10 protein-coding genes and 1 pseudogene are annotated in these 14,993 nt (G+C 43.3%); 6 read left to right on the forward strand and 5 right to left on the reverse strand.

What is annotated here, in order from left to right:
• Nucleotides 1–78 precede the first annotated feature (78 nt).
• The 4 genes and pseudogenes from RG608_RS10040 to RG608_RS10055 all read right to left on the reverse strand — a co-directional run bounded on the left by RG608_RS10040 (nt 79) and on the right by RG608_RS10055 (nt 3,803).
• Nucleotides 79–843 carry a class I SAM-dependent methyltransferase gene (locus RG608_RS10040; RefSeq protein ID WP_268687214.1) on the reverse strand — a complete coding sequence of 255 codons (765 nt, stop codon included), beginning with the start codon at nt 841–843 and terminating at the stop codon, nt 79–81.
• 119 nt (nt 844–962) lie between these two features.
• Nucleotides 963–1,337, reverse strand: coding sequence for a hypothetical protein (locus RG608_RS10045; protein WP_002905901.1), 375 nt, complete (start codon nt 1,335–1,337; stop codon nt 963–965).
• 111 nt (nt 1,338–1,448) lie between these two features.
• A pseudogene (locus tag RG608_RS10050) lies at nt 1,449–3,012 on the reverse strand (ArnT family glycosyltransferase).
• The gene (locus tag RG608_RS10055) at nt 3,009–3,803 is read right to left on the reverse strand and encodes an ABC transporter ATP-binding protein (protein WP_268687212.1); all 795 of its coding nucleotides are present in this window, start codon (nt 3,801–3,803) and stop codon (nt 3,009–3,011) included. Before RG608_RS10055 ends, RG608_RS10050 begins: the two are co-directional and overlap by 4 nt.
• Before the next feature lie 74 nt (nt 3,804–3,877).
• On the opposite strand from RG608_RS10055, the gene RG608_RS10060 reads away from it, so the two are divergent.
• On the forward strand, nt 3,878–5,002 hold the full coding sequence (locus RG608_RS10060) for an AI-2E family transporter (RefSeq protein WP_268687211.1): 1,125 nt from the start codon (nt 3,878–3,880) through the stop codon (nt 5,000–5,002).
• A 151-nt stretch (nt 5,003–5,153) separates the two neighbouring features.
• Nucleotides 5,154–6,494 carry a hemolysin family protein gene (locus tag RG608_RS10065; RefSeq protein WP_002897050.1) on the forward strand — a complete coding sequence of 447 codons (1,341 nt, stop codon included), beginning with the start codon at nt 5,154–5,156 and terminating at the stop codon, nt 6,492–6,494.
• 365 nt (nt 6,495–6,859) lie between these two features.
• Here RG608_RS10065 and treR read toward each other — a convergent pair whose 3' ends face one another.
• Entirely contained in the window at nt 6,860–7,573 is a 714-nt protein-coding gene (gene treR, locus RG608_RS10070; RefSeq protein ID WP_308946939.1) for a trehalose operon repressor, read from the reverse strand.
• Nucleotides 7,574–7,761: 188 nt separating this feature from the next.
• Between treR and treP the strand changes: the two genes are divergently transcribed.
• The 4 genes from treP (at nt 7,762) to pflA (ending at nt 14,932) form a co-directional block, all read left to right on the forward strand.
• A complete protein-coding gene (treP, locus tag RG608_RS10075; RefSeq protein WP_268687209.1) occupies nt 7,762–9,759 on the forward strand; it encodes a PTS system trehalose-specific EIIBC component in 1,998 nt (665 codons plus the stop codon).
• 72 nt (nt 9,760–9,831) lie between these two features.
• Complete coding sequence (gene treC, locus RG608_RS10080) at nt 9,832–11,463, forward strand: alpha,alpha-phosphotrehalase (RefSeq protein ID WP_268687208.1); 1,632 nt, start codon at nt 9,832–9,834, stop codon at nt 11,461–11,463.
• Nucleotides 11,464–11,650: 187 nt separating this feature from the next.
• A complete protein-coding gene (locus RG608_RS10085; protein ID WP_268687207.1) occupies nt 11,651–13,900 on the forward strand; it encodes an endonuclease/exonuclease/phosphatase family protein in 2,250 nt (749 codons plus the stop codon).
• Between the two features lie 222 nt (nt 13,901–14,122).
• Nucleotides 14,123–14,932 (forward strand): pyruvate formate-lyase-activating protein, encoded by an 810-nt coding sequence (gene pflA, locus RG608_RS10090; protein WP_125341026.1) that lies wholly within the window; start codon nt 14,123–14,125, stop codon nt 14,930–14,932.
• Nucleotides 14,933–14,993: the final 61 nt, after the last annotated feature.

Genomic DNA, 14,993 nt, shown 5'->3' on the forward strand with positions numbered 1-14,993 from the left:
TAGACAAACTGGGATTTTTAGATTCTAACCCTTACGGAAAATAAAACGGACTATTCTCCTAAAGTACGTTCTATAACATTATAGTTTAATGCAAAGTGTAGCTATATAGTCATTTCCATAGCGTGATAATCTATGTCTTTTGTCACACGATTCATAAAAATCTATCATAGCGAGACCATTTTTGAGTTGTCCTCTAATCTGACTTTCTAAGGTATGGCTAAATTCATATCCATATTCTGGATTTATGGTTATCTTGCCTTCCTCTTCAAGCTCTTTTGAATTAAAAGGTATTGAAAACTTTAAAAGTAATTCCTCATCGGGTTTGTCCCATACGGTGTCAGCATCATACATATATATCCAAGGGTTCATAAATCCGACCATTAATAGTCCACCCTTTTTCAATACTCGAGAAGCTTCTTTATACATGTTTTTTAAATCTTCTATATATACATTTGAAACTGGATTAAAAATAATATCAAAGGTTTCATTTTCAAATGGAAATGATTTTGTCATATCGCCTTGAACTGTGTTGATTTTTAAGCCTTCTCTTTTAGCAACCAACTCATCTCTTTGTAATTGTGATTTAGAAAAATCCATTATGGTGACATCATAACCTTTTATAGCAAAAACTGGCCCCTGCTGTCCACCACCACAAGCTAAACCTAATATCTTTTTTCCGTTTGCTTTTTCAAACCATTCTTTTGGAACTTTTTTCCCAACAGTTAATGCAACAGAAATTGGATGTTTTCTAACTTCTTCTAATTCTTCATGTGTCAATGGCTCAGTATAGTCATTTTTTACATTATTCCATCTATCTTCATTTAATTTTATATAATTGTTCATCTTATAATCTCCTCGTAATTTTATACTATTTCGATTTAAGTTGAATGTGTTGCCATTACATTTTTCTCACCTCTACAAATTCCAATTTGAAGCACTGTAGATTATCTTCATTTCAAATGCTACATCTGAAATGCTGTTATCCAAAAACATATTCCGGCTATAAGTGAAATCGGAGTCATAACATATTTTTCTTTCTTACTTTTTGAAATCATGTTCATAATCGTATTCAAGGATAGGTAAGCGGCAAAGAAGAAACAAATATATTTAGTAACCTTGAAAGACAGCCACAGGGGAATAAAACCTCCGGCTTGCAAAATAATGATCATGGCAAAAATTTGAATAGCTATCGAAATGACTGCCGCAAGTCTAAATTTCTTAGGTAAGATTTTATGTTGTCCACCCATTGTATATTCGCCCAAAGGCAGACCGCAAGCAACAAGAACTGTCATAATTGCTATAATTCCAAATAATACTGCACCTAATATTGAAAACATAAATCACTATTCTCCCTTCGTAAAATCTAAAAAGTTTCAGTTACAAATTCAACTTTGTGTCACTTAATATCCCTATAAAATTATAAGAAATTCTTATCAAGTGTTCAAGTTTTATAGGTTTTTCTCAAGCTGGTCTGTTGATTTCCCTTTTCCTTTGTTCTTCCACCAATCGCTCAGGTCGACTAAGGATTGAGCGGCGGAAGGGATGAGAAGGAGGACATAGATATAGACATACTGGCTCTTGGTTTCCCAGAAGAAGTGGAAGAGGCCGCCCCCCCAATAGAAAGATGAAGGGATAGAGGTCGAAAGGCGTCAGCTTTTCCTCGGCAACGAAAAATTTATGCAGGATAAAGAAGCAGGAGAGCAGATAGATGCTGGCTAGCAGGGTTAAGAGCAGGAAATTAACAATCTGATAACCTTTTCTTTCCTCATAAATGCTGCGTAGGATAGTTGGTTTCATGTATTGCTGGCGCTCAATCTGAGGTCCAGTCCAAATAGACTGAAAAGTTGGCTCAGTCCAGGTCGACTTGACCTTTTCGTAGAAGAATTTCAGCGCATAAGCCGGATGCTTGCTGAAGTGAATCAAAATGTCCTTCAAATCCCGAGTGGCCATTTCTGTAGCCAATTTTTCATCGTATTTGTTGCGCTTGAGAATCTTGGTATTGTAGGCATCGTACCAGCCTCCCAAGGTCTGCCGATTGGGATCATCCCGCAGGCCCATAGTGATGTAGGCGATTTTTGGGGTACCGACACCAATCTTGTCCCCAATCAGCTGCTCATAGTAGGCAGTCAGTCCCTTGTTTGAAAGGACAATGCCAGCTAAAATCAAGATGATAGTCAGTGGTTTCTTCCAAGACCATTTATAAAAAATGGACAGGAAGCAGACTCCAATCAGCATGATGGCAAAGATGATGTAGTTGTTGCGCAGGAGGCAGGCCAGACTGATACTGGCCGCTCCCAGCAAAGCATAGAGTAAATTTCCTTTCTGCTCCAACTTGATAAAAGCATAGAGACTGAGCAGACAGAAGAAGAGCCCGGGAATGGTACCGTAGACAAAGAGGACGAAAAAGAGCTGTGGTAGAAAGAGAAAGGTCAGCAGAATCGTGTATTTCTGAATCATTTCTCTGGTAGTGAGGAGAGCTGTAATCTTATAAATCAATAAATGAGTGAGTAAAGTCCAGACGACATTCATGCTAAAGGCAAACTGAGTCGTTGGAGAAATAAAAGCATAAAGTCGCTCCAGAGTCATCAGTCCTAGCTGATGGGGATTACGATACATGTAGCTTCCGACGGTTGTCAGCGAGCTGTAATCTCCTCGGTTAAAGGCCAACGCTGCATTGAAAACATGCTTGGCGTCAGCTCGGATGCGGCCATCGTAGGCCGTTATCAGAAAAATCGCTGCTGCTATAAAGAGGAAGGACAAAAACCAAAAAAGATGCTTGGTCTGAACCTTTTCCAACAGGGGCCGGATTAAAAAGAGGCTGAGGAGAAAAAGTAAGAGTATAGGGTAGAAATACCAAGGATTACTGACGAATTGGACCCCTTCAGCAATCCTTAAAGGGATGTAAGTATGGGACAGCAGAATCTGTCCAGACAGGAAAAGTAAGGCAATCGCAGTCATGGTCAGAATCAGGAAGTAGCCTAGGTTGAAGATGGTATTAGAAAATTGCTTCATGAGGACCTGACCTCCACCTTGACGAAATAGCGGTCTTCTCCCAGCTCAATCAGCTTGACTGGTTGGGGATAAAATCGATCCATGACCTCTTTTTGAAGAATGTCTTCTTTAGGACCTTGGGCAATAGTCTCTCCTTCTTTTAGGAGCAGGACATGATCCATAGCAGCAGTGATTTCCTCTACATGGTGGGTGACATAGAGGATGGTTGGAGCCTGATTCATCTGTGTAATCTTACCAATTTGATCCAGCAGGCGCTCGCGGGCAAAGAGATCCAGACCGCTGGTCGCTTCGTCTAAGATAAGCAGTTCTGGCTTTTCCATGAGACTGCGCGCAATCAGCAAGAGCTGCTTTTCCCCTTGAGACAGACTGGCGTAGCTTCGGCCAATCAATTCTTGCCCGCCAATGGAAGCCAGCATTTCCCTAGCTTGATTCAGCTCAGTTTGACCGTAAGGAGCATAGAGAATACTGCTTTTATACTTGCCTGTCAGAACGATTTCTTCGGCAGTGAGATGGCTGGGCAGACGCTCAGCAATGAAGGAGCCGACTACTCCAATCTTAGTTCGCAGCTGAGGAATGTTGCCGGCGCCAAATTCCGTACCGAGAACTGTTACCTTGCCCTGAGTCTTCCAATGCTCAGCCATGAGCAGGCGCAGAAGAGTAGATTTTCCAGAACCGTTGAGACCGAGAATAGCCCAATGCTCCCCCTTTTTCACCTGCCAGTTGAGATCTTTTAAGATGGTTCGGCCTTGTTTAGCCAAGCTTACATTTTCCAGTTTGATAATCTTTTCCATTTTTACTCTTTCTTTCGTTAAATCTCCTTTATTATAACAAAATTTATGGTAAAATAACTGATAGGAGGAGTCAAATGTTTCATAAAAGTAAGCTGATGTTTTGGACCAGTGAGGTCCTTTTGCTAACAATTATTTTCTTTATCTGGCGCCAGATGGGTGATATGATAACCCCGATTGTTAGCGTTGTGAATACAATCTTGATTCCCTTTCTTGTGGGAGGATTTCTTTACTATATTACGAATCCACTGGTGAAATTTCTCCAGGACAAGCTCAAAATCAACCGAATGATTGGAATTCTGATGACGCTCAGCCTTCTGTTTGGCTTGATCGCTTTGGGCGTTATTTACCTCTTGCCGATTTTGATTAATCAGCTGAGCAGCTTGATTAATTCAACGCAAGGCCTTTATTGGGAAATTCAAAGTTTTGTCAATCAATTATCTAAAAATCCGCTCTTTCGAAATCTGAATATCCAGTCCACCATCCAGCAGCTCAACCTGTCTTATGTGGATATTCTGCAAAATATCCTTAACAGTGTGACCAACAGTCTGGGCAGCGTTCTATCGGCAGTCGTCAATACGCTGATGATTTTGATTATGACACCGATTTTCTTGGTTTATTTCCTCATGGACGGCCATAAGCTTTTGCCCATGCTGGAGCGGACAGTCCTCAAGCGCGATAAGCTCAATATCTCAAGCTTGCTGACCAATCTCAACGCTACTGTTGCCCGCTATATCAGCGGGATTTCAATCGATGCCCTGATTATCGGTGCTCTGGCCTATATTGGCTATAGCGTGATTGGGCTCAAGTACGCTTTGGTCTTTGCTATTTTCTCCAGTCTGGCTAATCTAATCCCCTATGTAGGACCGAGTATCGGCTTGATTCCCATGGTCGTTACTTATGCCTTTACGGATCCTCAGAAGATGGTGGCGGCCTTGATTTACATGCTGATTATCCAGCAGGTCGATGGCAATATCCTCTATCCCCGTATCGTTGGCGGTGTGATGAAAGTCCATCCTATTACTATCATGGTGCTCTTGCTCTTATCCAGCAATATCTATGGCGTTCTGGGGATGATTGTGGCAATCCCGACCTATTCTATCCTCAAGGAAATCGCCAAATTCCTGGCCAATCTCTATGACAATCACAAGGAAGCCCAGCAGCAAAAGAAGAACGAAGAGTTTGGGATTATTAATAAATAAAGATGAGTTTGGGAATCAATCGATTCAGGAATCTCAAGACCAGAAAATAAGACGGAAGAAGGCTCTTCCGTCTTATTTTCATTTCCTGTGCACTAAATTTAAAAATATGATATAATCAGATTTACTTATACATTTCGAGGAGAAAGAATCAATGGAAGACCCTGGCAGTCAGAACATGTTATGGCAAGCCTTATTACTGTTTATATTGACTTTGTTAAATGCCTTTTTCTCAGCTGCTGAGATGGCAATGGTATCGCTCAATCGGGCGCGTGTGGAGCAAAAGGCTGAGGAGGGCGACCTCAAGTATATCCGGCTCTTAGCTGTCTTGGAAAGCCCCAATAACTTCTTATCAACTATTCAGGTTGGGATTACGGTTATCAATATCCTGTCTGGGGCCAGCTTTGCGGATAATCTGGGAAAACTTTTCTCTTCTTGGATGGGAAATTCCGAAACTGCACGTGCTATCGGAACTTTCTTGGCTCTGGTGCTGCTGACCTATATTTCCATTGTTTTGGGCGAGCTTTATCCTAAGCGCATTGCCATGAACCTGAAAGATAATCTAGCTGTGCGGGCAGCGCCGGTCATTATTTTTCTTGGTAAGATTGTCAGCCCCTTCGTCTGGTTGCTGTCAGCATCAACCAACCTGCTGAGCCGGATAACGCCGATGAAGTTTGATGATGCAGACGAAAAGATGACCCGGGACGAGATTGAGTATATGCTGACCAAGAGTGAGGAGACCTTGGATGCGGACGAGATTGAGATGCTGCAGGGGATTTTCTCTCTGGATGAGCTGATGGCGCGTGAACTGATGGTGCCGCGGACGGATGCCTTTATGGTGGACATTCAGGACGATACCAAGGAAATCATCGAAAGCATTCTCAAGCAGAGTTTCTCGCGGATTCCTGTCTATGATGGGGATAAGGACAATGTCATCGGTCTGATTCATACCAAGCGACTGCTCAATGAAGGATTCATCAATGGTTTTGACAATATCGTTCTGCGTAAGATTCTGCAGGAACCACTCTTTGTACCGGAAACCATGTTTGTCGATGATTTGCTCAAGGAGCTTCGCAACACGCAAAATCAAATGGCGATTCTCTTGGATGAGTATGGCGGAATGGCTGGTCTGGTTACACTGGAAGACCTCTTGGAGGAGATTGTCGGTGAGATAGATGATGAGACTGACAAGGCTGAAATCGAAGTCCATGAAATCGGCGAGAACACCTACATTGTCTTAGGAACCATGACCCTCAATGACTTTAATGAATACTTTGAAGTCGAAATCGAAAGCGACGATGTGGATACGATAGCTGGTTATTACTTGACTTGTGTAGGGACTATTCCAGATCCCAAAGAACGTATTAGCTACGAAGTCGAAAGTCAGAATAAGCAACTCATTTTAACCAATGACAAGGTTAAAAATGGCCGTGTTACGAAGGTGAAAGTTGAAATTTCTGACATTATTGAAGAAGCAGAAAAGGCTGAGAAATAAACTCAGCCTTTTAAGTTTCCTTCAAGTTTTTTATAAGTCTGTCTTAAGTTTCTGGGATTATACTAATACCATCAAAATAGAAATGAGGACAGTCCAATGACATCTAAAGTTACTCTATATGATAAGCAAGTATTGACATTCTCACAGGCGCAAAAGCAGGAAAGGAAGTAATAAGAATCAGTAACATTTAAAAAGCAGCAGAAGCCCTTAACTAATTTTTTCATATAAATCTCCTAAAACAAGTATAAAGAAATTTTGAGGCTCTTTGTCGCTCCAAAACAAGGCAGCCTTAGACTACTCATAAAAGAAATCACCTCTGCCATCCAGCTGGCAGAGGTGATTTTTTATCTACAAAGAACTGCTCATCATTCTTTTTGTCTCTTAGCAAAATCTACAAAGCGAAATTTGTCTAGCTTGTGGCGGCTCTCGGTATATTGAAACTGGCGGCCGTCTGCCAGATAGACCTGAGACTTGACAGAGACGACCTGCTGGTCCTTGCCTAGGTCCATGAGAATCTTGTCTCGGTCATTGGCGTGGTCAATGGTAAATTCCTTCTTGGCATAAGCGATATTGAGCTTTAAATCATTTTCCAAATAGGCATAAATGGACTGCTCAGCGGTTTCCCTTGTCAAATGAGGGACGATACCCTTGTCTAAATAGTCAATATCTAAGACCGAGGCGATTTGGTCTACAACGCGCTGACGGATGATTCGCCAAACCAGTCGGTAGGGAGGGAAGCCAGTGATGTCCGACAGTTTCTGATCTACGGTAATCTTTTCCAAGCTGACAACATTGGTTTTGGACTGCATATTATTCTGCTGGACTACTTCTTGATAGCTGGTCAGCTTAGACACAGGAAAGTCAAACTGTTCATGCTTGATGACTTTAGAACCCTGTCCGCGGACCTTTTCAATCAATCCTTCTTCCTGCAGCAGGGCCAGAGCCTTGCGGACTGTGTCGCGGCTAACCTGATAGTCTTCTGTCAGCTGATGTTCGCTGGGCAAGAAGTCTCCGACTGCATAACGTTCCTCTAAAATATCTTTCTCAATCTGTTTGAATAATTGTTTGTATTTCTTCATCATAGACTCCACTTGTTTTCTTTTTTGCATACAACCTAGAAAATTTTATCAAAAATGAGGGCTTTTTTCAACAAACAACTTGCCTACATCTTTGAAATCGATTACAATAATTTGTAGGAGTGTGTTGAAAAACCGACTCGTAAAAAAATATAAGGAGAGTGCTGGATTCTCATTCAGCTAGTAGTCAAATGGGAAAATTTGAGAAGGAAGCTAAAGATCTGCTAGATGCAATCGGCGGCAAAGAGAATGTCACAGCAGTTAGCCACTGCGCAACGCGGATGCGCTTTGTACTTGGCGACGGTAAAAAGGCCAATGTCAAGGCTATTGAGGCAATCCCAGTGGTCAAGGGAACTTTCACAAATGCAGGGCAATTCCAAGTTATCATTGGAAATGATGTGCCAATCTTTTACAATGACTTCACTGCTGTTTCAGGTATTGAGGGGGTATCAAAAGAAGCAGCAAAGTCTGCTGCTAAGAGCAACCAAAATCCCCTTCAGCGGGTTATGGCCACTCTGGCGGAAATTTTTACACCGATTATTCCAGCTTTGATTGTCGGAGGGTTAATCCTTGGCTTCCGCAATGTCCTTGAGGGCGTGCATTGGTCTATGTTGGATGGGAAAACAATCACAGAGGTATCCAAATTCTGGTCTGGAATAAACCATTTCTTGTGGCTTCCGGGAGAAGCAATTTTCCAATTCCTGCCAGTTGGAATCACTTGGTCTGTTTCTCGTAAAATGGGAACTAGCCAAATTCTTGGGATTGTCTTGGGAATCTGTTTGGTGTCCCCACAATTGCTCAATGCTTATTCAGTAGCATCGACACCAGCAGCTGAAATCGCTAAGGACTGGGTTTGGGATTTCGGTTTCTTCACTGTCAATCGTGTTGGTTATCAAGCTCAGGTTATTCCAGCCCTTTTAGCAGGTTTATCTCTATCTTATCTGGAAATCTTTTGGCGTAAACATATTCCGGAAGTAGTGTCTATGATTTTTGTGCCATTCTTATCATTGATTCCAGCTCTGATTCTGGCTCATACTGTCTTGGGTCCTATCGGTTGGACAATCGGTCAGGGGCTTTCAACAGTTGTACTTGCAGGTTTAACTGGTCCAGTTAAATGGCTCTTTGGCGCAGTATTTGGTGCTCTTTATGCTCCATTTGTTATCACAGGTCTTCACCATATGACCAATGCCATTGATACTCAGTTGGTAGCTGATGCTGGTGGTACTGGTCTTTGGCCAATGATTGCTCTGTCCAATATCGCTCAAGGTTCAGCTGTATTTGCTTATTACCTTATTAAACGCCATGATGAGCGGGAAGCGCAAATTTCCCTGCCTGCTACCATTTCAGCTTACCTTGGTGTTACTGAGCCTGCTCTCTTCGGGGTCAATGTCAAGTACGTTTATCCATTTGTTGCGGGAATGATTGGTTCGTCTATTGCGGGTCTGCTTTCTGTAACCTTTAATATAACAGCAAATGCCATTGGTATTGGTGGTTTACCAGGTATCCTTTCTATCCAAGCAAAATATATGATTCCATTTGCAGGAGTTATGTTTGTAGCAATTCTTGTACCAATGTTCCTGACTTTCTTCTTCCACAAGACAGGCTTCTTAACGAAGACAGAGGAAGATCCAGAATTGCAGGCAGAATTTGCAGCTCAGGAAGAGGCAGAATTTGCTGGGACTTCCAAAGCCGAGTCATCTCCAGAGGTGAAAGCAGCTGATTTATCAGCTCCTGTAACGATTACTAGTCCGCTGGCAGGAGAAGTAAAAGAATTGAGTCAGGCAACGGATCCTGTCTTTGCACAAGGTTTGATGGGGTGTGGAGTTGTCATTGTTCCTAGCCAAGGTGAGTTGGTTTCACCAGTCAATGGTAGAGTAACAGTCTTCTTCCCAACCAAGCATGCAATTGGCATCTTGTCAGATGAAGGGGTTGAAATCCTCATACATATCGGAATGGACACTGTCAATCTGGAAGGCAAAGGCTTTGAAGGTTATGTGTCTCAGGGAGATAAGGTCAAGGTTGGCGACAAACTCATTTCCTTTGATATAGACATGATCAAGAAAGCGGGCTATGTAACGGAAACACTAGTCATCATTACAAACTCAGACAGTTATCAGGTGGAGGAGCTTGAACAACTTCCTCGGGCAGTTGAGCGAGGAAGCCAGTTGATGAACGCTAAGCCACTTTAAAGAAAAATGAAATGACTATAGAAAGGGACGGTTCTTTAAAATCTGTCCCTTTTCTCAAAAAAAGGAGAAAATATGACACTTGATAAAACAAAGGTTGTCTACCAGATCTATCCAAAATCTTTTAAAGACACGTCTGGCAACGGTTTGGGAGATTTTCGAGGGATTATTGAAAAACTTCCTTACCTGAAAGAGCTGGGAGTGGACATGATCTGGCTCAATCCATTCTATCCGAGTCCGCAGCGGGACAATGGTTACGATATTTCTGATTACACTGCGGTAGACCCTATCTTTGGAGATATGGCAGATTTTGAAGAGATGGTAAAGGTTGGCCAGCAGCATGGTATTGACTTTATGCTGGACATGGTGCTTAACCACTGCTCGATTGAGCATGAGTGGTTCCAAAAGGCGCTGGCTGGTGATTCCTACTATCAGGACTTCTTTATCTTGCGGGATGAGCCAACGGACTGGCTGTCCAAGTTTGGCGGCAGTGCCTGGGCGCCATTTGGCGATACGGGCAAATATTATCTGCATCTCTATGATGTGACTCAAGCTGATCTTAACTGGCGCAACCCCAATGTTCGTCAAGAGCTCTTTAAAGTGGTGAATTTTTGGCGAGACAAAGGAGTCAAGGGCTTCCGCTTTGATGTCATCAACGTCATCGGAAAAGATGAGGTGCTGACGGACTGTCCAGAACAGGAGGGCAAGCCAGCCTATACTGATAAGCCAATCGTGCATGACTATCTGCGTATGATGAACGAAGCGACCTTCGGGCAGGATGATTCCTTTATGACGGTTGGCGAAATGAGTGCTACGACGATTGAAAATTGCATTCTTTACACGGATCCAGATCGGCAGGAGCTATCTATGGCTTTTAATTTCCATCATCTCAAGGTGGACTATGAAGCTGGACAGAAGTGGACGCTTAAGGCTTTTGACTTTGAAGAATTAAAACGCCTCTTCCATACTTGGGGCAAGGAAATGAGTAATCATGAAGGCTGGTCGGCTCTCTTTTGGAACAACCATGATCAGCCGCGAGCTCTCAACCGCTTTGTCGATGTAGAGAATTTCCGCAATGAAGGGGCAACCATGTTGGCAGCCAGTATTCATCTGTCGCGCGGGACACCTTACATCTACATGGGTGAGGAGATTGGCATGGTGGATCCTGACTATGACTCCATGGAAGATTATGTGGATGTCGAGTCTCTCAATGCTTACCAGAGTTTGCTTGCTGAAGGTCAATCGCCAGAAGCAGCATTCAGGATTATCAAGGCTAAATCTCGTGATAATTCTCGGACGCCTATGCAGTGGAATGATTCAGTCAATGCAGGTTTTACAACAGGAACTCCATGGCTGAAGGTGGGCAAATCCTATCCTCTTATCAATGTGGAAAATGAAATCAAGGGACCGATCTTTACCTTTTATCAGAAATTGATTGCCCTGCGTAAGGAACTACCTATCATCGCAGAGGGCAGCTATCAGCCAGCCTATGAGGACAGTCCTCAGGTCTATGCTTTTGAGCGGGAGTGGCAAGGTCAAAAACTTTTAGTCCTTAACAACTTTTATGCAGATCCGATTACAGTGGACACCCTGCCGGATTATCAAAATGGTCAGGTTCTCCTATCCAACTACGGCAAGACTCAGATTGACCATGTGATGACCCTGCAGCCATACGAAACCTTGGCAATCTTAATAGGTGAAAACTAAAGTCTCGAAAGAATCTGGAAAAAATTCCAGATTCTTTTTTCTGTGTTGGGCCAGTCTAGGCAAGTATTTTTCTGAAGTAAGAGAAACTAATACAGAATTTTAAGAAAGCCTTTGCAAAATTTGATTCTTTTCTTTATAATAAAAATTAAATAGGATAATATACATTTATACAGAAAAGGAGAAGTTCATGAAAAAACAAGTTTCTTACAAGCAGCTCTTCCCCACAGTGGTTTTGCTAGCTGCTTTTCTGTCCCTGCTTTTTTCTGTCCGACCGGTCGGAGCAGAAGAAGCAGTAAGTTCGTCAACTTCAGATGCGGCAGCTCTTACAGAGAATCCAACTGTAAGCGATGCGTCGGTTGCCAGTCAAGCTGAGAGTCCATCTGCAGAATCGGGAGAGTCAAGGCCAGCTTCTACAGAGACAGTGGAAAAGGCAGACCAGGCCCCTGCTGCAGTACAGGCTGCAGCTAGCGGACCAGAAGTTGTGCCTAATGTAGGAACCATTCAGGGAGAATCACAAGCCTCTCCCTATGAGGACAAAGAGGTTCAAGTTTCCAATGTAGTTGTGACGAAAACAGACCGCTATGGTTTTTATGTTCAAGACGTGACTCCTGATGGAAATAGCAGGACTTCTGATGCTCTTTATGTTGTTTCTAAAGAAAAAGTCGATGTCGGTGACAAACTTAGTCTTGAAGGACGCGTCAAAGAAGGCTACATGGAAGAGCTCAGCGTTCGTCAGGGGCAGACTTTCAACAAGCCAAGCGATAGCTTGACTGTCACCATGCTTATCGCTTCCAAGGTGACCAAGGAAGGCAAGGCTGACTTGCCTGCTCCAGTAGACATCGTAGCCAACATGCCTCAGGATACGGTCGATAACGATATTAATAACTATCAACCTCAAAGTGAAGCGTTGGACTACTGGGAAAGTTTAGAAGGAATGTTGACGACGGTGAAGAGGCCCCGCGTTTTAGGCCCGCAGTACCGTGGAGATATTTATCTCTTGCCGGAAGGCTACCAAGCCTTACCGCTAAACAATATCGGAGGTCTTAATCTTCGTCCAAACGCTCAAAATACAGCAACCATTCCAGTCTATGTTGGCAATAAATTCATTGCCAAGGCCAAGGATTATTTCAATGGTGATGTGGTCGGAGTCGTGACTTATCGTGGGAAGATTTACAAGTTGGAGCCGACTCAGCTGCCTGATTTGGTGAACGGTGGCTTGCAGAGACAGGTCTCTCCTATCTATCCAAGCGAGGACAAGTTGACTATTGCTTCCTACAATATCGAGAATTTTTCAGCTAATGCTAAAAAAGGTGAAACACCTGAGGAAAAAGTGACTAGAATCGCTAATTCCTTTATCAATGAAATCCACAGTCCAGATATCATTACGCTCATTGAGGTTCAAGATGAAAATGGCAGCGTTAATGACGGAACGACCAGCGGTGTCAAAAGCGGCGAGAAACTAGCGGCCCGCATCAAAGAACTGGGCGGTAAAACTTACAAGTATACCGAAGTTGCCCCACTTGACGGTCAAGATGGCGGCAAGCCTGGCTCTAATATCCGCGTGGCCTTTCTCTACGATCCAAATCGAGTGAAGTTAGTCGAAAAAGAAGCCGGTACGAGTGACGAAGCAGCTAGCTTTTCCGGTGGCCATTTGGTTAAGAATCCTGCCCGGATTAATCCAACAAATCCAGCCTTTACCAAGGTTCGTAAATCCTTGGCAGCTGAGTTTGAATTTAAGGGACAGCATATCGTCGTTATCGCCAATCATTTGAAGTCCAAGATTGGGGATGATGCCGTTTATGGCTCCGCTCAGCCAGCGGTTCAGCATACGCAGGCAGCCCGGATAGAACAGGCTAAAATTTTAAATAGCTTTGTTCAGGAAGGGTTGAGACAGAACCCTAACCTTAAGTTTGTGCTGACTGGTGATTTTAACGATTTTGAATTTTCCGAAACAGCTAAAGCACTGGCGGGCAATGAACTCATTAATCTCATGCAGGAACATGACGCGGCTGACCGTTATTCCTACTTCTACCGCGGCAGCAACCAAAGCTTGGATAACATTTTCATTTCGAAGAACCTAGCAGGCAAGGCAGTCTTTGCACCTGTCCATATCAATGCCTCTTTCATGGAGGAACATGGCAGAGCTTCAGACCATGATCCAGTAGTGGTTCAGCTTGACTTTTCTAAGGATGTCGCAGCTTCAACATCTGACAGCTCCCAACCGTCTCAATCAACTGGACAATCTACTGTAGCAGTAGAACAAGGAGCTCCGTCTCAGACCAATCCTCCATCGTCCAATCAAACTGGACAAGGTCAGACAGCTAGCAGCAAGAAGAAGGGACTCCCGCAGACCGGCCAAAATAACAGCGGCTGGGCAGTCTTGGGATTGACCCTGCTGATGTTTGCTTTTACTCTTAAAAAGAGAAGCAGAAATTAACTAAAAACAATTTAAAAAGTGAAATCAGGGTGGAATAAAGATTCTGCCCTGATTTTTTTGCCTACTGCTTTCGCCCTAAAGTTTTATCTGTTGTAAAACACTGAAAATGAAACTGAAAAACAGTTTGTTTTCTAAAAAATAGGCAAATTAAGTCTATTTTTGCTTTAATCATGTTATAATGTAGTTAGTTATAAAACGTTTTCAGAGTTAAGAGGTTGCGCGATGGTTGAAGAGAAAATTGAAGAAGCAGTTGATTATGGAAAGGTAACGGGCATGGTCCACTCCACCGAAAGTTTTGGAGCTGTGGATGGACCGGGCATCCGTTTTATTGTCTTTTTGCAGGGCTGCCATATGCGCTGCCAGTATTGCCATAATCCGGACACATGGGAGATGGAGACCAACAAATCTCAGCTGCGGACGGTGGACGATGTCTTGCAAGAAGCTCTCCGTTATAAGGGCTTCTGGGGCAACAAAGGCGGCATCACCGTCAGCGGAGGAGAAGCTTTGCTGCAGATTGATTTTCTGATTGCCCTCTTTACCAAGGCTAAGGAGCTGGGCATCCACTGTACTTTGGATACCTGTGCCCTGCCCTTCAGAAATACGCCTCGCTATCTGAAAAAATTTGACAAGCTTATGGCAGTCACTGACCTTGTTCTGCTGGATATCAAGGAGATTAACGAAGAACAGCACAAAATTGTGACCAGTCAGACCAACAAGAATATTTTGGCTTGTGCCAAGTACCTGTCTGACATTGGAAAGCCAGTCTGGATACGCCATGTTTTGGTTCCTGGATTGACCGACCGCGATGATGACCTGATTGAGCTGGGTAAATTTGTAAAGACGCTGAAGAATGTTGATAAGTTTGAAATTCTACCTTACCATACCATGGGAGAATTCAAATGGCGGGAGCTGGGCATCCCTTACAAGCTGGAAGGTGTTAAGCCTCCGACAGCTGATCGGGTCAAGAATGCCAAGGAACTCATGCAGACTGAATCCTATACAGAGTATATGAATCGGGTGCATAGTAACTAATCTACTTTAAGTATGAATTAATGGGCTGGTGGGCTAACCGGTCCATTTTTCTTAAGAAAAT

This window comes from Streptococcus sp. IsoGale022 (assembly GCF_031142805.1).
Lineage (GTDB): Bacteria > Bacillota > Bacilli > Lactobacillales > Streptococcaceae > Streptococcus > Streptococcus sanguinis_A.